This is a genomic window from Luteirhabdus pelagi, assembly GCF_016827595.1.
In the GTDB taxonomy this organism is placed as follows: Bacteria; Bacteroidota; Bacteroidia; order Flavobacteriales; family Flavobacteriaceae; genus Luteirhabdus; species Luteirhabdus pelagi.
In genome coordinates, this window is sequence record NZ_JAECMS010000003.1 from 11,795 (window position 1) to 34,589 (window position 22,795).

The window sequence follows — 22,795 nt, forward strand, 5'->3', positions numbered from 1 at the left end:
CTAAAATTTAGCCAACAGCAGATTTGTATGTATCCAACGCACGTTCCCGTGCTTCCTTATGATCGACCATCTTTTCGGGATAGTCGTCGGTGCCGTATTCCGGAACCCATTCGTTAATATATTTCTTGTCTTTGTCGAATTTATCAATCTGCGTGGTCGGATTGAATATTCTAAAATAAGGAGCGGCATCTACACCGCTTCCAGCGGCCCATTGCCAATTCCCAACATTACTGGATTGTTCATAATCCAATAGTTTCTCAGCAAAATAGGCTTCCCCCCAACGCCAATCGATCAATAAATGTTTACATAAAAAGCTGGCTACCACCATTCTGACACGATTGTGCATATAGCCGCTCTTGTTTAATTGTCGCATACCAGCATCTACCATTGGGTAGCCGGTTTCACCTTTTTTCCACTTTTCAAATTCCTTTTTGTTGTTTCGCCATTCGACGCGATCGTATTTCTTTCTAAAGGCATTTTCGACCGTTTCAGGAAAGTGCCATAAAATCTGCATAAAGAATTCACGCCAAATCAATTCTTCCCAAAAAGTTTCATTTTTTGCATCGATTGCCTTCTTCACCATTTTACGTACACTAACCGTTCCAAAACGAAGGTGCGTCCCTAATCGACTCGTACCTTCTTCCGCAGGGAAATTACGCGTACTTTCATATTCCTGAATCGTAGTAGGAGTGACGTCATATTCAGGTACTTCAATGGAAGATCGCTTAAAACCCATATCGGACAGCGACAAATTTGGTAAGCGCGAATGCTGTAGCAAATTGTCCATGTGCTGACTTGTATAGTATATCTTCAAATGTTTGTCGGCATCGAAAGCATCCTTCCACTTCTTCATATACGGCGTATACACCACATACGGATCGCCATCATCCTTCACCACTTCATCTTTTTCAAAAATTACCTGGTCCTTGTAGGTATAGAACCCAATTTCTTTTTCTTTCAGAAAAGATTCAATTTCCTCGTCACGCTTCTTGGCATAGGGTTCATAATCATGGTTGGTAATAACATTCTGGACATTGAAATCGGAACAGATTTGCTTAAACGCTTGTTTTGGGGTGGAATGATACAGCGCAATACTGCTTCCTTCCTCTTGAAGCGAATTCCGCATTTTCTGAAGTTCATCATAAATGAAAGTTACCCTTGCATCATCCTCGGGTAGTTCATCTAAAATTTCCTTGTCAAAGATGAAGACAGGCAGCACCGGGTGTTTGCCATGTAAGGCTTTATAAAAGCCAACATTATCATCTAACCGAAGGTCTCTACGAAACCAAAATACGTTTACCCTATCTGCCATTGTTTATTGAAGATTTAGGGTTGAAAGTCCGCCATCTACTCCTAGAACTTGTCCTGTCATCCAACTGGAATCGTCGGAAAGCAAGAAGGTTGCCATGGCTGCGATGTCGTTTGTTGTGCCTACGCGTTTCAGCGGATGGCGTTCTGCCATCTTTTCTTTTTTTGAATCGTTCGACAATAACTTTGAAGCCAAGGGCGAATCGGTAAGGGAAGGAGCGATAACATTCACCCGAAAATTAGGAGCATACTCCGCTGCCAATGATTTTGCAAAACCTTCAATGGCACCTTTTGCAGCAGCTACACTCGTATGAAACGGCATTCCAACCTTCACGGCTACCGTACTGAAGAAAACAAGGCTTGGGGTTTCCGCATTCTTCAGGTTGGGTAACACTCCATGAACACTTTTCACCAAGCCCATAAAATTCAATTGCATATCTTCCTGAAACGTTTCAGGCGTCATCATCTTAAAAGGCTTCAGATTAATGCTACCTGGGCAATAGACCAAACCATGAATGGTGTCGGGGAGATCCAATGCTGAAATATCATCTTCCATAGCATCAAATTCAAGATGCTTGCAGCCTTCAGGAATTTCTTCCTTCGATCGTGAAGCGATGTACACGTTATTGTTTTCGGCTAATTTTTTTGAAATAGCAGCTCCAATTCCGTAGGAACCACCAATCAATACGATATTCTTCTCCATAATTTTTTAATTCTTTGGACGGCTATGCTGTTTCCGGATATTCGCCGAAGAGTTCTATCAATTTCTTCTGACGATATTCGAAAATTTCCTCAAGCTTCGGTCGCACGAGAAAGGGATGCATCCATTGGCCAAGGAATCCCATCGGTACCTTGTAGTGAATCAAGTCTTCCATAAGCACACCACCTTCAATTTCCTGTAGAAAATGCTTGTGGTGCCATAAAGAGTAGGGACCGAATCGTTGTTCATCAACAAAATAGTCATTTTCCTTAACATGCGTGATTTCGGTTACCCAACGATTCTTGATATTCAAGATTGGGGTAACGATATACTCAATAATTTGACCTGGATACATATTACGATCAGCACCCGATTGAATATGGAAACCCATATAATCAGGCGTGATGACTTTCAGGTTTTTTGGATCCGAAAGAAACTGCCACGCTTCTTGTTTTGAAATAGGTAATTTCTGAGTAGCGTGTAGTGTATAAATTTTCATAGGCGGCACGAAAGGTTATCGCTTGTAGGACAATTTTTTGTTCATCCGAAGTAAGCGGTATAACTCCCGTTGCACTTGGCTCTTTCGTTTTCGAAAGCGAACCAAATTAGTTATAAACCGTAGCATATTCATTTTTTCTTTTAAAGATACGCCTGTTTTATAAATTGGAAAATACTTTAAACAAAACTTAACAGTTTCACCATCTTTGATTTACGCAATAGTTTACCCTTCTTACTCTCAATCAATATTTTTAAGGTTTTCTTAACGAAAGAAAAATAGGGGTGTTGTACTTTCGTATGGAATTAAAAACCAATACTTTCCAACATGAAAAAAATACTCTTACTTGCTGCTATTGTTGCCATGTCGTTTACGGCCAATGCACAATTAGAAGCACCGCAACCATCAACATCCCAAAAAATTGAACAAACGATTGGGTTAACCGATGTTACACTTGAATATTCTCGTCCCTCAATGAAAGGGCGAACTATCATGGGAGGCCTTGTTCCTTACGATAAAGTATGGCGTACTGGAGCGAATGCGAACACTAAAATCACATTTAGCGATCCTGTTATGATTGGCGATACCGAATTGAAAGCCGGTAGCTATGCGATTTACACGAAGCCAGGAAAAGACACTTGGGAAGTGATGTTCTATACCGACACCAACAATTGGGGAACACCTCAAAAATGGGATGAAAGCAAAGTGGCAGCGAAGACTACCGTAAAGGCATATCCTATGGAAATGGATGTAGAGACCTTCACCATGACGTTCGATGATATCACAAACGATAGTGCTAATCTAGGTATGATCTGGGAAAATACCTATGTGGGTGTTCCTATTAAAGTGAATACCGATACCCAAATGACAGCAAATATCGAGCGTGTAATGGGCGGGCCTACTGCGAATGATTACTATCAAGCAGCCGTGTACTATAAGGATACCAATAAGGATCTGGCGAAGGCAAAAGAATGGATCAACAAAGCGATTGAAATGAGCGATAACGATCCGTTTTGGTACTATCGTCAAAAATCATTGATTTATGCTCAGGCAGGTGACAAAAAAGAAGCGATTAAAGCGGCACAAAAATCATTGGAATTGGCAAAGAAAGCTGGTAACGACGATTATATTGCGCTAAACCAAAAGTCATTGAAAGAGTGGGGTGCTATGTAACCTATTGACTTGAAATCTTTAAAGAAAAACGTCTCAATCTTGAGGCGTTTTTTTTATTTCGGAAAGTGCCTTTTGTAGCACTTCATCTTTAGCTATTGTAGTTTGATGTACGTACACTTCAGGAATAAACGATTCGCGCAGCGTTCCGTTTATGTGATACAGCTTGGCCGTAGATAACCTGTAGCCATACTTTCGATGTTGGAAAGGGAAGTAGTCAATTTCACCCGCTAATCGCTCCATTTCGGTACCGATTATGGTACCGCGGTTCATCGCATCAAATCCTATAGCGATGCCTTCACCCATGCTTCCGGTCCAACGACCAACCAAAACTACTAATGGTTTCGTGTAGGCTTCACCCCGTGGACTTACATATTCAACCCAACTTCTACGAATTTTTGGTGCATTATCATAGCGTTCTACAGTTTCGTGCTTCTGATACGGCTTCTCTTCTTCAATAAAACGTCCCATAATACCTCTTGCTACATACGAATTCCCTCCATCTACCGTATTTCGTAAGTCGAGAATAATTCCTTTGGTATCCTCCATCTTCTCAAGGATTGCATCGAAGGTGTTTATGGTTTCGTTATTTCCGAGGGAATTGTTGATTCTTATAATTCCGATGTCCTGTTGAACTTCCGAAGATACTATTGATGAAGGCTGTTTTAATTGAATGGAATCTAAATTAAATTCAACTTCTTCCCCACCACTAAAGCGAAGTGTAAGCAGCCTCGGTTCATTATAGCGACCTGCCAATACTTTATTTAATATCCATTCCCTGACCACGCTATTGTCTTTATCGCTGCAGATTGTGGGAAACGATTCGATTGCATCAGCAATACTCTTCCCATTAATTTTGACGATTTCTGCTCCGAATAAATTCGGCATGTCACTTTCAATTTGTGTTTGCCAGACGTTTGCGATAGTGGCTTTATCCTCGTCTACACGAGCATATATAGGCGAATATAACCGGAAAGAACTTGAGGTATTAGTATTTAGAATAAGGTGACTATCATAAAATTCATCCAAAAGAAATTCGAAGAACAATACTACATCCTCATTGGTTTCTAAGTTTGGGATGTTAGCTTCATACCTCTGGCGAATGCATTCGAGGTCGACCTTCTTATTCTCCAAATAGCTATAATGATCTGAAAGATCTTGAAGTAATTGGTTGAAATCGCTTCGTATTCTATCATGAAAACTCTTTTCTTCCTGTGCGAATGTCGTCGAAACAAAAACTGAAAAAAGCAGTATGAAGAAATAGCGATTCATGAATTACGACATTTCACTGTTTTCATTACTCTTGAAGAATACGGTCTGAAGCAGCAATGCCAATACCATCACCAGCGCACAGCCTACAAGGTTTAACCATAAATAGGGCATCAGGTCGATCCACCAAATATAGATAATGACTGCCTGCGTAATAAAGGCTGCAACAAAGGTGGCATTGCTCTTTACATATTTGATGAAAAAAGCCAATAGGAAAATGCCCAATACATTTCCGTAGAAAATAGAACCGATAATATTCACCAATTGAATCAAGTTATCAAACAAATTCGCAATACTGGCAACACCAATGGCTATCAGTCCCCAGAGCAACGTAAACCACTTTGAAGCATGTACATAATGCTTTTCGCTTTTACCGGCGACGTTCCTTTTGTACAGGTCGATAGAGGTAGTACTTCCCAGGGCATTCAATTCTGAAGCGGTAGACGACATGGCCGCACTTAAAATTACCGCCAATAGCAGACCAATAAGACCCGTTGGTAGATTGTTCAATATAAAGTGAATAAAAACGTAATCCTTATCATTGGTTTCGGCTTCAGGATTTGCTTTCTTGATCAATTTCTTGGAATCTTCGCGTAGTTGTTCTTCGGAAGTGTTTAATACTGAAATCTCTTCGGCCAATTGTTCTCTTTCTGTTGTTGAAGATGCTCGCGCATATGAAATTTGTTTTGCGGAGAGTTCGGTTTCCAACGCTCGTTTTTCCTGTTGAAGCGTTTCGTACTGTGAAGCATACTGCGAATTCATCACGTCTTCAACCCCAGCTGGATTGAAATGAAGCGGAGAGGTATTGAATTGATAAAAGACGAATACCATCACCCCGACCAATAAAATGAAGAACTGCATGGGTACCTTTAGGAAACCGTTCATGATAAGTCCCATCTGACTTTGCTTTAACGAGCGACCAGAAAGATAGCGTTGCACCTGACTTTGATCGGTTCCAAAGTAGGAGAGGGCCAAAAACGTTCCGCCAATTAAACCGCTCCAAATCGTATAGCGGTTTTCAAAATCGAATGAAAAATCCAATATATCCATCTTCCCGGTAGCACCGGCAATTTCAAAAGCATCGGTCATGGAAACATCAAGCGGTAGATAGTTCAGTATTAACAGAAACGCGATAAACATTCCGAAGAAAATCACTGCCATTTGCTGTTTCTGGGTAACGCTTACGGCATGCGTACCGCCGCTAACCGTGTAGATAATGACCAAAAGTCCAATTCCGATATTCAAATACGTAAGATTCCAACCCAGTACAGCTGAAAGAATAATGGCAGGCGCAAAAATGGTAATCCCTGCCGCCAATCCACGTTGAATTAAAAATAGAATAGCCGTTAATGTCCGTGTCTTTACATCGAAGCGCGTTTCAAGATATTCGTAGGCCGTAAATACTTTAAGACGATGATAGATCGGTATGAAAACCAGACAGATAATAACCATTGCGATGGGTACGCCAAAGTAGAATTGAACAAAGCCCATCCCATCGTGAAATGCTTGTCCCGGTGTTGAAAGAAAGGTGATGGCACTTGCTTGGGTTGCCATAACGCTAAGGCCAATCGTCCACCAATTTGCTTGGTTGCCGCCTTTGAAATAATCTGTAACGTCCTTACTACCTCTTGTTTTCCACGTACCGTACAGGACGATAAAGAGCAGTGTTCCTCCTAAAACATACCAATCGATTTGCTGCATTAGCTAAAGGTTTTCATTAGGAAATAGAACAATACGATATAGATAGCATTCATGACCAGCACTGCTACGTACACCCAAGGTTTGATTTTATTTGTTTTCGGTACTTCCATTAGTTGCCGAGTGATAGAATATTAGCAAATAGTCGATAGGCACCTGCTACACCCGCTGGTAACTCGCGAAAAAAGCTCAATCCCGTATACACATAATGACCCTTTCCGTATTCAGCTACCAAGAGCGATCCCTTGGTTTGTGTTTCGCCAGCATCGTTCATTCCAAGAATTGGTGTAAACTGCGGTGCCCATTCGTCTGGGAAATATAGACCACGTTCTTGAATCCATCCTTCAAAATCGGCTTGGGTAATTTCGTTTGGTTCATTCAGTACATCGTGTTCGGGGGCGAGAAAGGATACGTCACTATTTTCATCCGTCACGCGATCTCTTGATATTTTCAGGGAATAAGGTGCAACGTCTTCAGTAACCATTCCGCGATTGGTATTGTATTGCGCCACCAAGGTGCCGCCTTCTTCTACATATTTATTTAAGATGGTTTGTTTGAAAGCCAACTCCGGTACCGTGTTATAGGCGCGAATACCAATAACCACAGCATCAAAGTCCTCTAGTTTTTTCAAGGTAATAGCATCTGGTGAAAGGGTTGTGACCGAATAGCCAATCTGACGTAGGCTTTCCGGAATGGCGTCGCCAGCACCTTCAATATAACCAATACGATCGCCTTCTTTCTCCAAATCGATATGAACCACCTTTGCTTGGGCGGATAGCAATACTCTTTGGAATGGAATATGGTCATAATCGATGGTCACAAGTTCCTTATCGAAAAATTGATCGCCAACCCTCACCAAAGGCTTTAGATAGCCTTCACTTTGATCTCTAGGAGGTGTTATGGTGAACAGGACGGTCTTGCTTTCACCTTTACGCTCCATGTTGAATGTTTGTTGCGCTGGTGAAACTTCCCAGCCATTTGGGTAATTCAATTGAACAAAACCGTTCACATTGTCGCGTCCGGCCGTTAAGGTTACGGGAATCTGACGGTCATCGCGATCTGGAAAAATTAATACTTTATCAGCTATACTAACGGTCATTTCGGGTAATACCTCTAACGGTTGATAGACTTCACCATCTACCGGGTCGTTGTATTTATACACCACATCCCTCACCACGGGAAGTTCCGTTCGGCTTAACGCTATATTGAATTGCACTTGTTCCGGAGCAGGAGTTTCGGGAAGTCCAATTTTATCTGGTGGCGCTTTGTACATGCCTAGACTGCCTTCTTCCTTCAGCCAATAGGGAGCTGAATATTCTTTAGACTGCGACGTAAGCGTTGCTTCAAACTCATATCGTTTGTTCGGCTCTAGCGTTGTGTTCTCCTGTAACAGAACCGTTCCGTTTGTTGTTTTCACACTCTGCAAGACCACAGGAAAATCGCTACGGTTGATGGCTTCGAGTGTTATTTTATACGTATTCCCAGGATTAATGCTATTCGTTTCTGAAACAGCTTCCACATAAATGCCACCGCAATCGAGAATTATCTTTTCCAATTGCTGCATCTTGATCGTACGCCAATGATCATCCTTCAACTGCTTAACCAATTCGTAGGCTTGCAGCAAGGGACGAAGCATGCTGGAAGGATTTTCAAAATCGAAATCGTCTTCCAAGGGTTCGAGGATAGCACCGATATTTTCACCACCTTCAACACGCGACCAGCTGGTATCGATACCTTCAAAAAGACTTTCTTTATTCTCAGGAAAATCGCCTTTAAGGAATTCCAACCATTCCGATTGGGAACCGCGTGTTCCAGTACTTCCGAAGCCTTGCGATTTATGCATGCTGCGACTTAAGGAGGCTATTTCACCATTAGATAATCCAAGGGAAGGATAATAACCTCCCGTTTCAACTTCCATCAGATTGGTCTTATCGGCTTTCTCGAATGCTTCCTGACTTCCATAAAACCACCAAGACGTATTGAAAAACAACCGTTTTGGTTGCCACGTTCCATATTGTTTTGCCGTTTCGGGATAAGCACTTGAATTGTTCACTTTCTCAAAGGCATCGACACTTAGCATCGCTGAAGCGGTGTGATGTCCGTGCGTACTGCCAGGCGTACGGTGATTGAATCGGTTGATAATAACATCAGGTTTAAACTGTCGAATCGCTCGAACCACATCGCCCAATACTTCCTCTTCATTCCAAAAGGAAAGCGTTTCCTCGGGATTCTTAGAATATCCAAAATCGTTTGCCCGTGTAAAAAACTGTTGTCCGCCATCGGTTCTCCGCGCCGCCAATAATTCTTGTGTACGGATTACTCCTAACAATTCACGAATTTCAGGTCCTACCAGGTTCTGACCACCATCGCCACGCGTTAATGATAAATAGGCAGTTCTAGCATGAACATCATTTACGAAATAGGAAATGAGGCGCGTATTCTCATCGTCGGGATGTGCCGCAATGTACATTGCAGAGCCAAGAAAGTTCAGCTGTTGTAATTCGTGATATATTTCTGAAGAGGTCGGTTTATCGGGCCGTTGGGCAAATAGGGAAGAGGATACTACAAGTAAAAGAAGCAATTGCCCCAAAAATATGTTTCGCATAGTTGAAAATTCTCATTAAACGAGGTTTCCAAAGATATTGAAATTTAGGGCGAGACCGAAGTCGCTTCGGTTTCTTTAACAGAAAGGGGATGTTTTAGTCTTCAGGTTGGACTTCCAAATGTTTGTTTTCGCCTTCAGCTTCCTGTTGTTCGAGGTATTCATCCAATTCCTCAGGCTTAATAACCGTTACTCCCTTTTGCAGCATCATACTGTTGGGGTAGGTGATGATTTCACCCTTGGTTGTTTTCAGGATTACCTGAAAGGCTTTAATATCGTCGATGGTGCCCTCATATTCGTATTCCTTATCATGAATCTTGATATAATCACCAATCTTGTAGGGAAAGGTGAAGAACATAATCACGCCGCTGGTAATATTGCTCAAGATAGACCATTGGGCAAAGAAGCCAATTCCGATGACCGCAAATACCGATGAAAGCGCCCAACCAAGATCCTTGGTTTCAACACCCCAGATGAGTATAAATCCTAAAACAATCAAGAATATAACGGCAAAATCGATATGCTTGATAATGAGTCCGGTGCGGTGTTCGACCAATTCCGATTTTCGTGCAAAGCGAACCACAATCTCTTTCAATATATATCGAAGAAGAATAAGGATAATGACGAGGGAAATTGACTTTCCTATTTGAAAAAGATGAAAATCAGACATATTCAACTATTTAATTCCAAGTGAATCGCGCCAAATGGTATCGCTTACCGTATTGTGACGCCAGTAGGGAAGACGGATTCGTTTTAATTTAGTTGCGGTGGTTTTCAGGCGAAGCGTGTCCGAAGGACTAGTACCATTTGTTTCTTCCCACTTTTCGATATGGTGGGGGAATGCCGACTGAAACCAAATAGTAAGCTGTCGCTCCAACATCGGGAAATCCAACGAATAGGTGCTCATGGAATCGCCTTGTTTGATATTCGCGTAGGCTTCATAGGCTTTAATATCTTTGTGGCGCATGCGCAACGCTTCAAAAGAGGGAATGACAGCGAGGTCGCCTGTAGGGAGTTCTTCAGGATTCATTCGGATTCTGCTCCAGATTTCATCCTCGAGCCAGGTTTTTTCCAAGGTCATGCTTTGGTCTGCTTCACCTTCAAAATAAGAATGTGACACTATTTCATAAGCGTCTTGATTGTTCAACTGCATGTACACCTGTCCACACCATTCCTGTACCGAAGTACTAATCTTCAACGGATGTGTTTCGCGTTCAATAGGAGCGAAGCTGCTGGTCATGATGCTGTACGGGTAAATTCCAGTGACAAATTTTTTGGTATTGTTCAGTTTCAACACAGAAACCGTTTCCTCGGAAGCTTGATTCGCCTTCACTTGCGCTTCAGGAAGAAAATCCTCGGTGACGAAGATCTGTACCGCATGCCCATTTCGGATTTCACCATAGCGTTCCTGCGATAGGGTAAAGGACGTTAATTCCGCTTCCCCATTAAACCAATACTTCTTAAACCCTTTCGGTAAGGTACGGTTCGGAGCTTCGGAATCGGATGTTTCCATACCATCGGCACTGGATGGAATCAAGTTTTTTTCCGAATCGGCACAGCCTATCAGAACACACAAACAAAGGAAGCTGAGTAAAAAGCGCATAGCAATAGTTTAGATAAAAATACGGAAATTTCAACGCTCGGCAATCTCCAAAAGCGTTTTATACACCAAGCGTGTTGGGAGTCCGACAACGTTAAAAAAGGAACCTTCAATCTTCTCGACACCAATCAGCCCAATCCATTCCTGAATACCATAACTTCCTGCCTTGTCGAAGGGTTGAAAGTTGGACACATAATGATCGATTTCAGTTTCACTTAGATTAGCAAACCAAACGGTCGTAATTTCATGTACCGTTTTCTGAAAGTCCTTTCCAGTAAAGCACACTGAAGTAATCACCTCATGCTTTTGTCCGCTAATATCCCGTAGCATTTGTTTGGCTTCATCAACATCGGAAGCCTTTTCCAGCGCACGACCCTCTTTCCAGACGATAGTGTCACTTGTTATGAGAATATCGTTCTCAGCGAGATCTGTGAAAGCTGCAGCCTTCATTTCGGCAAGATGATCGGTAATTTCGGCCGCTTTCAAATGGGAAGGGTAGGTTTCATCAATCGGACGAACATCTATGGTAACCTTCAACCCCAATTCTTCAAAAAAACGTTGTCTTCTTGGGGAGCCAGAAGCCAAAATCAAAGTATAGTCCTGTAGTAAATCGTATATCATGGTATTATTTCAAAAGTACAAAGGGATAGAGCAATAGCGAACACATACCAGTCAGCATAATGATTTTTAGAAGCATTGAGAGAAATGCGTACTCCTTTACCGATTCTGCCTGAAACCCTTTGATACAGCCCCAGATCATCGGACCGATAACGAGCAAAACGAAATACAACACCGCTGGTTGTGATTGGTAAAATCGTAGATACACATAATAAGCAGTTGCCAAGGTAGCTACGACCAATAATCCCGTAGCAATTGTAATAGCGCGATCACGTCCCATGGCAATGGCCAAGGAAGTATGTCCTGCTGCCTTATCGCCATTAATGTCGATCGTATCTTTCACAATTTCACGGATAAAGGTCAATAGAAATGCAAAAAACGCATATTGTGCGGTTATCGAGAAGAGTCCACCGTGAATGGCAATCGTCGTTTCAGTATTATTCGGTAATAAGTCGAAGATAGGAACTATCAACAAGCTCATGGCCACCAAAACGGAAACTAACAGATTTCCGACAAGCAACATTCCTTTTAAATATGAGGCGTAGAGATATAGCAAGCCTGCCATCATGATAAAAATAGCAGCAAACATAGGCTTTCCGATACCATTCGAGACATAAAAGCCCAATAGAACACCGAAAGAAGTGAGTACTATATAGTAGGTGTTGGCTTGTTTTTCGTTGATATATTTCCCCAGCAGCATTTTTTTTGGTTTGTTGATACGATCAACCGTAACATCGTATAGGTCGTTAATGATGTAACCGCCGGCAGCGATACAGATCGTTGCTAAGACGAGGGCAGCAAAATCTATATTCGATAGCGCTGTTTTCGCACCGTATGGAAGAAAGAGGGAGTATTTCAGCAGCAACTGAACGATTATTATGAGCAACAAATTAAACGGACGAATGATCCGAAGGTAGGCCATCATGCTAGGAAATTAGTCGGTTAATCGTATTTGGCACTGGCGTTTTCCTTGGAAATCCATTTTCCTTGAACTTTCAGCACTTGTTCGATTACATCTCGCACACAGCCTTTTCCGCCCTTTTTATGGGAAACATATTTAGAGATTTCCTTGATTTCCGGAACGGCATCCTGAGGACAACACGGTAATCCCACAGCCTTCATGGCATACAAATCGGGAATGTCATCGCCCATAAACAGTACGTTTTCCGACTTAATTTCATAAATGTCGAAGTATTCGTCCATTGTTTCGGTCTTATCGTGTGCGCCGAGATAGATATCGGTCACCCCAAGTCCCTTTAACCGCGCCCGAACGCCTTCATTGGTGCCGCCGCTTATAATACAGATATTGAAACCCTTTTCTAACGCTGTTTTGATGGCGAAACCATCCTTGGTATGCATGGTTCGGTACATTTCACCTTCGGTGGTAATACTAATGCTGCCGTCGGTTAAAACGCCATCGACGTCGAAAACAAAGGTGGTGATGTGCTGTAGGTATTCTTTATAGCTTTTTTCCATAGGAAAAATTACGAATTTTCGTTGGTTTGGTTTTGTTGAATGCCCTCGGAAAGCTTTTTATAGAGCTCGATTAACGGCTCTTTTCCCAATTGCTGAAGCAAATGTACATGATTTTGCATGGTTTTGAGGTCCTTTCGTTTGGCCGGTCCTGTTTGTGCTTCTTTGGGTGAAAGCGACTGCACTTTTTCTGCTGTTTCTTGAAGGAGCGGTTTTAAAAGTGAAAAATCCAAGTCTTTCGCTTTCAATATATCCTCTGAAACCGCATACAGATAATTGGTGAAGTTGTTCACAAAGACGGCCGCTAAATGAAGCGTAGCGCGTTCTTCCGATGAAACCTCGGTTACATTATTTGAAATGGAGGTAGCCAATGTTCGCAACAGTGCTACATCGGAATTAGAATTCGCCTCAATACAGATTGGAATATCCTGAAACGAAACTTTCCTATTTTTCGAAAACGTCTGTAGCGGATAAAAAACTCCATATCGTTCATGAGTATTTAAAGCCTTCATCGAAACACTTCCCGAGGTATGCACCACCAATCCTTTCCTTGCTCCCAAACGGTTGGAAACATCCTCAATCGCATCATCGGGAACGGCAATAATATATAGATCGGCTTCTTCAACTTTTTGAAAATCAGTTGTAAATGAAACATCTCCTAATGTAGGAGAGAGAGTCTTATTATTTTGGCTAATGACCTGTTTTACATGGACTTGATGTGCTTCATATAAAGCATTGCTTATATGATAGTTTACGTTTCCATATCCGATAAAAACCACCGAAATCATGTCGCTAAAATACGGAAGACGGGTGGATATTAAAACAGTTGGAATGACTATTTTAAAACCTCAATTTTCGTTATTTTTGCACAAAAATTTTGCAATGCAAAAGAAACTCGCCTCGATTCTCTTCTCCACTCGACTTACCGCCGTTCTTTTTATCGTTTTTGCCATTGCCATGGCCGTTGGAACTTTTTTAGATGCTTCTTCGGAAACGTCGCCAACACCTTATAGCCGTGAGCTTATCTATAATGCTTGGTGGTTCGAAGCGATTATGGGCTTGTTTGTCATTAACTTCATCGGAAATATTAAGCGGTACAATCTCCTGAAGCGAGAAAAATGGGCAACGTTTCTACTTCACGCTTCCTTTATCCTTATTATCATCGGAGCCTTTGTGACGCGCTACATCGGCTATGAAGGCGTGATGCATATTCGGGAAGGCGCTACCGAAAACACCATGCTTTCAGAGCATACGTATCTGAATACCTTCATCGATGGGGATTATGAGATTGACGGTGTACCACAACGCCGAAAAGTTACGCCTAAGAAATTGCGACTTTCAGAGCGCTTGGATAATGACTTCACTATAGAAACCGATTATAACAATCAGCCGGTTACCATTCGCTTTAAGGAATTCGTGAAGAATGCTAAAGAAGGCCTGATTGAAACCCCGGATGGCGATCAATACTTAAAAATTGTAGAGGCAGGCGATGGAAACCGTCACGATCATTGGCTTCAAGTGGGGGAAGTGACCAGCATTCACAACATTCTTTTCGCTGTAAACAATCCAACCGAAGGTGCCATTAATATCACCTATAATGAAGATGGAAGCTATAGCATCGCGAGTCCGTTTGAGGGAAGTTTTATGCGAATGGCCGATCAGATGCAGGGTGAAGTGATGAAGGATAGCGTTCAGCCACTGATGCTTCGTTCGTTATATCGTATGGCGGGAATGGCCTTTGTAATTCCGGATCCGATTACGCGCGGTCGGAAGGGAATTGTGCAAACGGCAAAGGATGAACCTAAAAGTAATAAGGACGCACTTATTGTTGAAGTAGCCTCTGGAGAGGATACCAAAACCGTCGAATTGCTAGGAGGGAAGGGCTCTGCTCCAGATCCGACCAAGATTGAAGTAAACGGATTGGATGTGTACATGACGTATGGCAGTAAGGAATATGAATTACCCTTCAGTATTACCCTGAACGACTTTATCGCCGATAAATACCCTGGTACCGAAAAAGCCTATTCTGCTTTTAAAAGTAAAGTGACGGTTAACGATTCGGAAAGTGACTTCTTCGATTATGAAATCTTTATGAACCATGTGTTGGACCATAAGGGCTATCGCTTTTTTCAATCTGGCTTCGATCCCGATGAGGGCGGAACGATTCTAGCGGTAAATCACGATTGGTGGGGGACTTGGATTACCTATATTGGTTATTTTTTGCTGTACATAGGTTTGATGGCGATTTTATTTGATAAGAATACGCGTTTTGCCGATTTAAAGCGAATGCTGAGTAAGGTGAAAAAGAAGAAAACTGCGCTCGCTACCTCTTTAGTTCTATTGCTGTCACTTGGAATGTCTGCACAAACGGATCCTCACAATCATCAGGAAGCGAGTAAAGCACAGTTGGATAGTATTTTGCTGGCAAATGCCGTAAATGAAGAACACGCTGCCAAGTTTGGTCAGTTGATCATTCAGGATGAAGGTCGCATGAAGCCGGTAAATACCTTTGCCAGTCAGTTACTTCGTAAAATAAGTCGCGACGACCATTACGAAGGCATGGATGCCAACCAGGTGTTTTTGAGCATGACCGAATTTCCGCGCTTGTGGGTGGAAGTTCCCATCATTGCCTTAAAGCGTGGCAATGATAGTATTCGTCATATTGCAGGGGTATCTGAAGATGCTGAACATATGGCGTTAATGGACTTGTTCGATGAACAAGGGAACTACAAATTACAGCCGTATCTAGAAAAGGCAACCAATACTACCAATCCCAATCAGTTTGAGAAGGATTTCATAAAAGCACACGAAAATTTCTTTTTGTTGAATCAGGCGTTAAGCGGAACTATATTAAAAATCTTTCCGCTTCCCGACAGTGAAAATAACAAATGGGTATCCTATGCCGAGTTGGGAGAAGCACAGTTTAAGGGAACGGACTCCGTTATCACGCGATCTATTTTGCCGGTATACTTCAACAGTTTGAAGCAGGCGAGGGAAACGGGCGATTATAGCCAGGCGAATGAAATTTTGGATGGTATCACCAAGTTTCAATCGAAATATGGTAGTGACGTCATGCCTTCAGAAGCAAAGCTGAAAGCGGAAACCATTTACAACAAAGCCGATATCTTCAATCGTCTTTACAAATACTTCGCCTTGCTTGGGATAGTGATGTTCATCTTTATCATCGCCCAAATTTTCAAAGAGCGGAAAACGCTTCATACGCTAATCAAAGTCTGCAAATACATTATTTGGATATTTTTTATCCTTATGACGCTAGGATTAGCGTTACGTTGGTATATCAGCGGTCATGCGCCGTGGAGTGATGCGTATGAAAGTATCATCTATGTGGCTTGGGCGACAACCTTCTTTGGGTTGGCATTCGGAAGAAAAAGCGATCTAACGGTGGCCGCTACCGCCTTTATGGCTTCCATCGTCCTTTGGGTGGCGCACCTAAACTGGTTGGATCCTGCCATTGCGAACTTGCAGCCGGTACTGGATAGCTATTGGTTAATGATACACGTTGCGGTAATCGTAATGAGTTACGGACCCTTCACCTTGGGAATGATTTTGGGTATGGTAGCCTTATTGTTAATGCTACTTACAAATAAATCGAACGTAAAACGGATGAAGCTAAACGTTCAAGAACTTACTGTCATTACCGAAATGGCCTTAACCGTAGGTTTGGTACTGCTAACGATAGGGAACTTCTTGGGCGGCCAATGGGCCAATGAAAGTTGGGGTCGCTATTGGGGGTGGGACCCCAAGGAAACCTGGGCTTTGATTAGTATTATGATCTATGCTTTCGTAATTCACGCTAGGTTGGTGCCCGGACTTCGTAGCCGATGGACCTTTAATGTGTTAGCGGTTTTTGCCTATGCATCGATTATGATGACGTATTTCGGAGTGAACTTCTATTTAACAGGGCTTCACTCGTATGCCAGTGGCGACGTACCCGTTACGCCAAATTTTGTATGGTTTATTGTAGGTTTTGTGATATTGTTGAGTATCGTTTCCTACTTCCCATTCAAAAAATACTACAAGAAAAAAGGATAAGCCTTTCGACTTATCCTTTTCCAGTTGGTTAATTTGAGAAAAATTACAATTGGCCAAACGTTAATTATAGATATAATCGGGTTGCGATTCGACCATTCGATGGTCTTCCTTGATCTGCTCACCGATTTCAAGCTTATGATATAATTCTTGGGTACGTTCTTCAAGCTCGTCTTCGGCAACCTTCAGCTTACGGGCTATTTTAGCATTTTCCTTTCCTTCGGAAATGTACTGTAACAACTTAATTTCGAAGCCATCTAAGTCATGCTTCATGATTAGGTTTTCCAAGTATACATCTTCCATCATTTTAGAAATATTTTCTCTGTTCATCATTTGTTGGCGTTTAAGGTAAATTCGCATTTCTACTTGTCGCAATTCGGACTCTTCCTTTAATTCTTGCATGCGATACGTAATGGCGTAGGTTAATAATAGCATTTCAATAATAGCGGCCATCTTCACATGAAACATTTCAGTAAATAACAATCCTGCTCCAAGCGGTTGAAGGACAAAAAAGTCGATGGCAAATAGCGTAGGGATGGCACTACTGATTACATAAAACTTGGCGTAATTCTTTTTACTAAAGAGCGCAATACCCGTAGCAAGATAGGCGAGGGGTATCATAAACCCAACGACCATTCCTACACGCGCCATCCATTCATTGGAAACGCCCCACGCAATGGTAGACATTACTGCAGCTACTGAAAGCAAAGCGATAACGGCCCAATTCATTTTAGGAAAGGCCTGGTCTATTTTTAAGTAATTATGTGAAAAAGCTGACCAAGCCGCTAGAAATACCATCATCAGGGTGGTTTCGGCAAATAGAGTTTGAGTAGCAATCGATGTATTTAAGCCGATACTTAAACCGTCGGTAACAAAGAGTGCTGCTCCCATCATTAAGATAGCACCTGCAAAATATAGAAACGGTTTCGAGTTGAAAATAAAGTAACAAATAGCGTTTAGTAAAAGTACCATGCTTAGTACTCCATAAAACATTCCAATTCCGAATATTCCAGTGGCATCCATAAATACGGTGGAGGAACTAACCATAGCAGGTGTATAGGCTGCGGCAGAATGAATTGCTAAATCCTTTTTAAAAGTTGAATAATCCACCTCCGTAGTAACAACACGATTATCTATATCGTTGCGCTGCTCATTATCGTTTACAGCTTCTGTTAAGTAATTTGGCAATGGATTGTTTGAAGTTTTGAGACTTGTATTTAAATCGGTCTTACCAAAGGCCGAAACCATGGTGCTAAGACTCAATACAACCACAAAAAAATACAATGATAGGGGGGTAAATTGTACTTTCATATAAGTAGGTTTACATCAATTTGGGGCGACTAATATACAACAAAATTACATTTAAACTATATTTTTTGCACTTTATCGATAAAATTAACATAAAAATAGCCGCTACAAGCGTAACGGCATTTTCAGAATCTAACAAAAAAATGATATTAGTGTCCTACCATATCCTCTGGTCGAACCCACTTATCGAACTCTTCTTCAGTAAGATAGCCTAGATTTACGGCCTCTTCCTTTAAAGTGGTTCCATTTTTATGAGCAGTATTGGCTATTTCGGCAGCCTTATAGTATCCAATTTTGGTATTTAGGGCTGTCACCAACATCAAGGAATTTTTTAATTGCCGCTCAATTACATCATGGTTAGGTTCAATTCCTTGTGCACAGTGTTCGTCAAAAGATACACAGGCATCGCCTAGTAATTCTGCCGATTGTATCACATTTGCTGCCATAACTGGCTTAAAGACATTCAATTCGAAGTGACCTTGCATACCACCTACACTCAACGTAACATCATTTCCAATAACCTGTGCACATACCATGGTAAGTGCTTCGCATTGGGTTGGGTTTACCTTTCCGGGCATAATAGAAGAACCTGGTTCATTAGCAGGAATCGTAATTTCACCAATGCCACTTCTCGGGCCGCTAGCCAACATGCGAATATCATGAGCGATTTTATTAAGAGAAACCGCCAATTGCTTTAAAGCTCCGTGGGTTTCAACCAAAGCATCGTGTGCTGCTAATGCTTCAAACTTATTTTCGGCGCTGATAAACGGAAGGTCGGTGAAATCGGCTATATACGATGCAACCTTTTGATCGTACCCTTTTGGTGTATTAATTCCGGTTCCCACTGCAGTTCCACCCAATGCCAATTCCGAAAGGTGGGGAAGTGTGTTTTGTAAGGCTGTAAGTCCGTGCTCCAACTGAGAGGCATATCCGCTAAACTCCTGACCAAGCGTCAAGGGCGTTGCATCCATTAAATGAGTACGGCCAATCTTCACTACCTCCTTAAATTCTTCCGATTTTTTCTTTAATGTTTTGTGAAGCTGGGAAATACCTGGCAGCGTATTCTCGATAATCTTTTTATAGATGGCAATATGCATGCCGGTAGGAAAGGTGTCGTTGGACGACTGACTCTTATTAACGTCGTCGTTTGGCTGAAGCGTTTTTTCGCCTTCACCAATCGTATGACCTGCCAATTGGTGGGCCCGGTTTGCGATTACCTCATTTACGTTCATATTGCTTTGGGTACCACTTCCGGTCTGCCATATAACCAAAGGAAACTGGTTATCATGCTTTCCGGCAAGGATTTCATCACATACGGTAGCGATGAGATCTCTTTTTTCTTCTGAAAGCACTCCCAATTCACAGTTGGTGAAAGCTGCTGCTTTTTTTAAATAGGCAAATCCATATACAATTTCTAATGGCATAGAGGCGGAAGGACCTATTTTGAAGTTATTTCGAGAGCGCTCTGTCTGGGCACCCCATAATTTATCGGCAGGTACTTTTACCTCGCCCATGGTGTCTTTTTCTATTCTATATTCCATTTTATAGCATTGAAGTTTATACAAAAGTACCCAAAACACTGGTTTTGTTCAAGATTGCTCGTCGAAAATCGCATTTTCATTTTGCAATGGATTTTTTTGGGCTATATAGGAAAATCATACTATCTTTGAAGCAAAATTTAAAGACCCTTCATTATGATGTTCGAATTTGACCAATATCTTGGATTTTTAGCCTTCCTAACCATTTTGACTATCGGATTTTGGCTTATGATCTTTCTTGTGTCCATCATTCCATATTGGATTGGAGGCGCTTTATACGAGAACTGGAAGATGAAGAAAGAAGCTCGTAAAAACGAATTAGAGGAAAGCAATTAGTTTTCAATATAGTTACTGATTAACAAGAAAGGAAGCCGATTTGGCTTCCTTTTTTATTTTCTTATTTCTTATTGAATGAGATTTAAAATTATCCTTCAAATCCTCCATCATCGTCGAAGTCACCACCATTTCCCCGACCACGATTTCTTTCTTTCTGTTGGTTGAAGCGGTAGGTAAACGATAGGGTAAACTGTCGCTGTCTCCACTGAAACTCACTATCGCTAGTAAATGTATCGGTTTGCGTGAAGGATCTACGCTTTCTGGAATTTAATAGGTCACTCACATTGAATCCTATGGTCGCGTTATCATCCATAAAATCCTTACTCAATGCCACATCGATAGAAAGGATACCCTCTGTTTCAGTTTGGGCATTATTTCTAGGTCCTCTATAGAAGGCGTTGGTTTGCCAATCGATTTTCCAAGGAAGGGTTACTTTTGTACTTCCTCTAGCAAACCAGCTACTATTTTCCGTTCCGTATTCCACGCCATTAAAGCTACCATCGCTTTTAAAGTTGAAGTAGTTAAAGCTACCATTCAAACGAAGCCAATCGGTCGGATTGTAAAGAGCGCTCATTTCAAAGCCCATTCGCTCGTTTGTTGAAAGGTTAATCGGAATGGTCCGTAAAACATTCACACCATTAATAACCTGTCCTGTTTGTTCTTGAATACGCTCAAACGAATCGGTTTCATATTGATAATAAACAGAACCACTTAGCGTAAGCTTTTTCCATCGTTTCACATACCCTAAATCGAAAGCGCTAGCATAGGCCGGATCTAAATCTGGATTCCCCTGAAATACATTTGTTACACTAGAACGAGAGGGGAAGGGATTGATAAACCAACCACGGGGTCTGTTGATTCTTCGGTTATATCCTAATGTGATATTTTCGCGCTCGGCAATTTCGTATATTAAGTTCACCGTTGGGAAAAGACCTAAGTAGTTTTTATCGAAATTGGTATCGATATCAACTCCCAATGTTTCCGCAAAAATTTCTTCATCTAATTCTGAATCTATTTCACCTTTTAATTGGGTGTTTTCCATTCGCAATCCCAAGAGGAAGGAAAATTTGCCAAATTTATTTCCGTATTGCGCGTAAAGAGCATGAACGTTTTCAGTGTAATCAAAAATATTCGATAAGGTGTCATTTCTAACAAACACACCTTCAGCGTTCTCTTGGTTTAGCGTATAATCGGTAATCTCATTTTCCAAATTCCCGCGATACCCTGCTTCAAACTGAGCGTTTTCGCCTATGGGCAGAACATAATCGGCTTGGAACAACCATTCCTTTTGAGTTTCTATTGTAAGGATATCTTCGGAAGGAAAATCAAAATCATTGGGTGCGATTCGTCTTTCTGTAATAAAGGCACGCTGCTCCTCTTCATCATTTTCATATTGAAAGTCGGCAGTAAGCTTATGTCCATCATCGCTAAAGTTATTTACATAATTCAATGACACCTGATAGCTTTCATCTTTTTCGGTCTCCAATTCTTCTCGAATCGTTTCCTCTGCTAAAGTACCATCAGTGAATTTACGAGCTCTGTTGGTAGTTACATCCTCATCATCACCTAATCTTAAAAAGACACTACCTGTAATGGAAGAGTTTTCTGTAAGAAAGTACTCCATTCCCAAATTCGTATTGAAACCTTGATCTTGGCGTTCATATTCGCGATCTTCAATAGTTCTATCAAACTGTGGATCTACGATTGTCTCTTCACCTGTGTCTGGATCAATAACTGTCCTGGGAAAATATTGGTTATCGAAAAAAGCATTACCGGGCGAATTTCGATAACGGACACCCGTAGTATTAAAAATGTTGAATTTATCCGTTCGAAGGTTGATGTTTCCTGTTATTCCACTTTGTAGTGGGATTCCATAATTAGCTTGTATGGAACCGTTCAATCCCAATGTTTTTTCTTTACGTAAAATAATATTTAGAATTCCTGCCGTACCCTCAGCGTCATATCGTGCAGAAGGTGAAGTAATTACCTCTACTCGCTCTATCGATTCGGCGGGTAACTGACGAAGTGCATCGGTTGAACCAAAACCAGCGATTGCTGAAGGTTTACCATTGATAAGAATTCGAACATTTTCGTTTCCGCGAAGACTAATAGCTCCCTCCACATCAACTGTTACGGATGGTACATTGTTAAGCGCATCGCTGACGGTGGCACCACTGGTAGTCAAATCTTTACCAATCGTGTATATTTTTTTATCTAATCTAACCTGAACTTCAGTCGTCTCAGCACGAATAACCACTTCATCTAAACTAGCGCTATCCAATTCCAACGCCACCGTAGGCAAGGTGGTATTGTTCATCAACTGCTGACTTGGTTTGGTAACAGGTCGGTAGGAAATGAATTCATATTTAACCGTGTAGATCCCGGCTTCCACATCGATGCTATAAACACCATCGGCATTGGTAATTCCGCCAGTGGCTACTTCACCGCCTGGTTTGATAAAGGAAACCGTAGCATATTCCAATGGAACATTGGTACCTTTTTCAATAACCTTACCGGTTACCGTAATTGTTTTTAATTCTGGGCTTTGCGCAAATAAAATTAGTGGAAATAGAAATAGGGCAAGGGTATGAATATATTTCATAGGGTCTTTTAGCAATTTTGACTGCTA

Annotated in this window: 18 protein-coding genes; 3 read left to right on the top strand and 15 right to left on the bottom strand. The window is 41.6% G+C overall.

What is annotated here, in order from left to right; all coding sequences use genetic code 11:
- Window positions 1-7 precede the first annotated feature (7 nt).
- Genes I4Q58_RS09275 through I4Q58_RS09285 form a run of 3 tightly spaced genes read right to left on the bottom strand, consistent with a single transcriptional unit; the run spans window position 8 to window position 2,507 of the window.
- Window positions 8-1,312, bottom strand: a complete 1,305-nt coding sequence (locus I4Q58_RS09275; protein ID WP_203295599.1) for a cryptochrome/photolyase family protein — start codon at window positions 1,310-1,312, stop codon at window positions 8-10.
- A 3-nt stretch (window positions 1,313-1,315) separates the two neighbouring features.
- Window positions 1,316-2,011 (bottom strand): SDR family NAD(P)-dependent oxidoreductase, encoded by a 696-nt coding sequence (locus I4Q58_RS09280; RefSeq protein ID WP_203295600.1) that lies wholly within the window; start codon window positions 2,009-2,011, stop codon window positions 1,316-1,318.
- Window positions 2,012-2,033: 22 nt separating this feature from the next.
- Complete coding sequence (locus I4Q58_RS09285) at window positions 2,034-2,507, bottom strand: SRPBCC family protein (RefSeq protein ID WP_203295601.1); 474 nt, start codon at window positions 2,505-2,507, stop codon at window positions 2,034-2,036.
- A 324-nt stretch (window positions 2,508-2,831) separates the two neighbouring features.
- Between I4Q58_RS09285 and I4Q58_RS09290 the strand changes: the two genes are divergently transcribed.
- The gene (locus I4Q58_RS09290) at window positions 2,832-3,677 is read left to right on the top strand and encodes a DUF2911 domain-containing protein (protein ID WP_203295602.1); all 846 of its coding nucleotides are present in this window, start codon (window positions 2,832-2,834) and stop codon (window positions 3,675-3,677) included.
- A gap of 33 nt (window positions 3,678-3,710) precedes the next feature.
- Here I4Q58_RS09290 and I4Q58_RS09295 read toward each other — a convergent pair whose 3' ends face one another.
- The 9 genes from I4Q58_RS09295 to I4Q58_RS09335 form a co-directional block, all read right to left on the bottom strand.
- The gene (locus tag I4Q58_RS09295) at window positions 3,711-4,946 is read right to left on the bottom strand and encodes a S41 family peptidase (protein WP_203295603.1); all 1,236 of its coding nucleotides are present in this window, start codon (window positions 4,944-4,946) and stop codon (window positions 3,711-3,713) included.
- A gap of 3 nt (window positions 4,947-4,949) precedes the next feature.
- Window positions 4,950-6,644, bottom strand: a complete 1,695-nt coding sequence (locus I4Q58_RS09300; protein ID WP_203295604.1) for a sodium:solute symporter — start codon at window positions 6,642-6,644, stop codon at window positions 4,950-4,952.
- 109 nt (window positions 6,645-6,753) lie between these two features.
- Window positions 6,754-9,246: a PIG-L family deacetylase gene (locus I4Q58_RS09305; RefSeq protein ID WP_203295605.1), complete on the bottom strand. Its 2,493-nt coding sequence runs from the start codon at window positions 9,244-9,246 to the stop codon at window positions 6,754-6,756.
- A gap of 94 nt (window positions 9,247-9,340) precedes the next feature.
- Window positions 9,341-9,913 (bottom strand): mechanosensitive ion channel domain-containing protein, encoded by a 573-nt coding sequence (locus I4Q58_RS09310; protein ID WP_203295606.1) that lies wholly within the window; start codon window positions 9,911-9,913, stop codon window positions 9,341-9,343.
- 6 nt (window positions 9,914-9,919) lie between these two features.
- Window positions 9,920-10,846, bottom strand: a complete 927-nt coding sequence (locus tag I4Q58_RS09315) for a septum formation inhibitor Maf (protein ID WP_203295607.1) — start codon at window positions 10,844-10,846, stop codon at window positions 9,920-9,922.
- A 30-nt stretch (window positions 10,847-10,876) separates the two neighbouring features.
- On the bottom strand, window positions 10,877-11,464 hold the full coding sequence (locus I4Q58_RS09320; protein WP_203295608.1) for a Maf family nucleotide pyrophosphatase: 588 nt from the start codon (window positions 11,462-11,464) through the stop codon (window positions 10,877-10,879).
- 4 nt (window positions 11,465-11,468) lie between these two features.
- On the bottom strand, window positions 11,469-12,386 hold the full coding sequence (locus tag I4Q58_RS09325) for a geranylgeranylglycerol-phosphate geranylgeranyltransferase (RefSeq protein WP_236002881.1): 918 nt from the start codon (window positions 12,384-12,386) through the stop codon (window positions 11,469-11,471).
- A 17-nt stretch (window positions 12,387-12,403) separates the two neighbouring features.
- Entirely contained in the window at window positions 12,404-12,937 is a 534-nt protein-coding gene (locus I4Q58_RS09330) for a KdsC family phosphatase (RefSeq protein WP_203295609.1), read from the bottom strand.
- Between the two features lie 8 nt (window positions 12,938-12,945).
- On the bottom strand, window positions 12,946-13,722 hold the full coding sequence (locus I4Q58_RS09335; RefSeq protein ID WP_203295610.1) for a Rossmann-like and DUF2520 domain-containing protein: 777 nt from the start codon (window positions 13,720-13,722) through the stop codon (window positions 12,946-12,948).
- Between the two features lie 94 nt (window positions 13,723-13,816).
- Here I4Q58_RS09335 and ccsA point away from each other — a divergent pair, with 94 nt between their 5' ends.
- Window positions 13,817-16,987 carry a cytochrome c biogenesis protein CcsA gene (gene ccsA, locus I4Q58_RS09340; RefSeq protein WP_203295611.1) on the top strand — a complete coding sequence of 1,057 codons (3,171 nt, stop codon included), beginning with the start codon at window positions 13,817-13,819 and terminating at the stop codon, window positions 16,985-16,987.
- Between the two features lie 60 nt (window positions 16,988-17,047).
- On the opposite strand, the gene I4Q58_RS09345 is transcribed toward ccsA, so the two are convergent.
- Both I4Q58_RS09345 and fumC read right to left on the bottom strand, forming a co-directional pair.
- Window positions 17,048-18,295: a 7TM-DISM domain-containing protein gene (locus I4Q58_RS09345; RefSeq protein ID WP_203295612.1), complete on the bottom strand. Its 1,248-nt coding sequence runs from the start codon at window positions 18,293-18,295 to the stop codon at window positions 17,048-17,050.
- 146 nt (window positions 18,296-18,441) lie between these two features.
- Entirely contained in the window at window positions 18,442-19,833 is a 1,392-nt protein-coding gene (gene fumC / locus I4Q58_RS09350; protein ID WP_203295613.1) for a class II fumarate hydratase, read from the bottom strand.
- Between the two features lie 153 nt (window positions 19,834-19,986).
- Between fumC and I4Q58_RS09355 the strand changes: the two genes are divergently transcribed.
- Window positions 19,987-20,166: a hypothetical protein gene (locus I4Q58_RS09355; protein WP_203295917.1), complete on the top strand. Its 180-nt coding sequence runs from the start codon at window positions 19,987-19,989 to the stop codon at window positions 20,164-20,166.
- 88 nt (window positions 20,167-20,254) lie between these two features.
- Here I4Q58_RS09355 and I4Q58_RS09360 read toward each other — a convergent pair whose 3' ends face one another.
- Window positions 20,255-22,768, bottom strand: coding sequence for an outer membrane beta-barrel family protein (locus I4Q58_RS09360; protein WP_203295614.1), 2,514 nt, complete (start codon window positions 22,766-22,768; stop codon window positions 20,255-20,257).
- Between the last annotated feature and the right edge of the window lie 27 nt (window positions 22,769-22,795).

What these genes read in the sequence shown, in the direction of transcription:
- I4Q58_RS09275 (WP_203295599.1), bottom strand. Translation starts at nt 1,312, where the DNA reads ATGGCAGATAGGGTAAACGTATTTTGGTTTCGTAGAGACCTTCGGTTA.
- I4Q58_RS09280 (WP_203295600.1), bottom strand. Translation starts at nt 2,011, where the DNA reads ATGGAGAAGAATATCGTATTGATTGGTGGTTCCTACGGAATTGGAGCT.
- I4Q58_RS09285 (WP_203295601.1), bottom strand. Translation starts at nt 2,507, where the DNA reads ATGAAAATTTATACACTACACGCTACTCAGAAATTACCTATTTCAAAA.
- I4Q58_RS09290 (WP_203295602.1), top strand. Translation starts at nt 2,832, where the DNA reads ATGAAAAAAATACTCTTACTTGCTGCTATTGTTGCCATGTCGTTTACG.
- I4Q58_RS09295 (WP_203295603.1), bottom strand. Translation starts at nt 4,946, where the DNA reads ATGAATCGCTATTTCTTCATACTGCTTTTTTCAGTTTTTGTTTCGACG.
- I4Q58_RS09300 (WP_203295604.1), bottom strand. Translation starts at nt 6,644, where the DNA reads ATGCAGCAAATCGATTGGTATGTTTTAGGAGGAACACTGCTCTTTATC.
- I4Q58_RS09305 (WP_203295605.1), bottom strand. Translation starts at nt 9,246, where the DNA reads ATGCGAAACATATTTTTGGGGCAATTGCTTCTTTTACTTGTAGTATCC.
- I4Q58_RS09310 (WP_203295606.1), bottom strand. Translation starts at nt 9,913, where the DNA reads ATGTCTGATTTTCATCTTTTTCAAATAGGAAAGTCAATTTCCCTCGTC.
- I4Q58_RS09315 (WP_203295607.1), bottom strand. Translation starts at nt 10,846, where the DNA reads ATGCGCTTTTTACTCAGCTTCCTTTGTTTGTGTGTTCTGATAGGCTGT.
- I4Q58_RS09320 (WP_203295608.1), bottom strand. Translation starts at nt 11,464, where the DNA reads ATGATATACGATTTACTACAGGACTATACTTTGATTTTGGCTTCTGGC.
- I4Q58_RS09325 (WP_236002881.1), bottom strand. Translation starts at nt 12,386, where the DNA reads ATGATGGCCTACCTTCGGATCATTCGTCCGTTTAATTTGTTGCTCATA.
- I4Q58_RS09330 (WP_203295609.1), bottom strand. Translation starts at nt 12,937, where the DNA reads ATGGAAAAAAGCTATAAAGAATACCTACAGCACATCACCACCTTTGTT.
- I4Q58_RS09335 (WP_203295610.1), bottom strand. Translation starts at nt 13,722, where the DNA reads ATGATTTCGGTGGTTTTTATCGGATATGGAAACGTAAACTATCATATA.
- ccsA (WP_203295611.1), top strand. Translation starts at nt 13,817, where the DNA reads ATGCAAAAGAAACTCGCCTCGATTCTCTTCTCCACTCGACTTACCGCC.
- I4Q58_RS09345 (WP_203295612.1), bottom strand. Translation starts at nt 18,295, where the DNA reads ATGAAAGTACAATTTACCCCCCTATCATTGTATTTTTTTGTGGTTGTA.
- fumC (WP_203295613.1), bottom strand. Translation starts at nt 19,833, where the DNA reads ATGGAATATAGAATAGAAAAAGACACCATGGGCGAGGTAAAAGTACCT.
- I4Q58_RS09355 (WP_203295917.1), top strand. Translation starts at nt 19,987, where the DNA reads ATGATGTTCGAATTTGACCAATATCTTGGATTTTTAGCCTTCCTAACC.
- I4Q58_RS09360 (WP_203295614.1), bottom strand. Translation starts at nt 22,768, where the DNA reads ATGAAATATATTCATACCCTTGCCCTATTTCTATTTCCACTAATTTTA.